Source organism: Stenotrophomonas sp. 01N47 (assembly GCF_056399165.1).
In genome coordinates this window covers 1-392 of the sequence record NZ_JBFTQU010000089.1, presented here as the reverse complement: position 1 = coordinate 392, position 392 = coordinate 1, and the positions used below count along the sequence as shown (strand labels likewise).

The following is a 392-nucleotide window of genomic DNA, read 5'->3' as shown; positions in this document are numbered from 1 at the left end:
TATCCAGCCTTCGAGGGGAAGGTCGATCTATCTGTCGTAACGAAAACGGACCCGCATCAAAGCCAGTGGCCTTTCGTCCGCGCCGAATAGAGCGACATCATGACCCCACTTCAGCCTTCGGAAGCTAATATCCGTCCACTCTCCCGGCTCCACATTGCCAAGATAGATCACATGTCGGGATGAAACCATTCCGATGTGCGTCTCGCCTGCTTGAAACAACGCTCGATCTGCCAAAGCGCTGTAGCTTGGGAAATAGAGAAGGCCGGCAGCATTGAAATCCGTCCCCGGGCACGGGAGAACACGCTGCCTTTCCGGCATACTGGCACGCATCAGGACCAGATTACGGATGTCGCGCGCGACGACTGACGAATGCTCCGCGACGCGGCGAATCG

1 protein-coding gene is annotated in these 392 nt (G+C 56.9%); it reads right to left on the bottom strand.

All coding sequences use genetic code 11. From position 1 onward, the window contains the following. Positions 1 to 27: 27 nt before the first annotated feature. Positions 28 to 392: hypothetical protein (locus tag AC1DKR_RS21350; RefSeq protein WP_478035194.1), on the bottom strand; the 365-nt coding region annotated here is incomplete at its 5' end.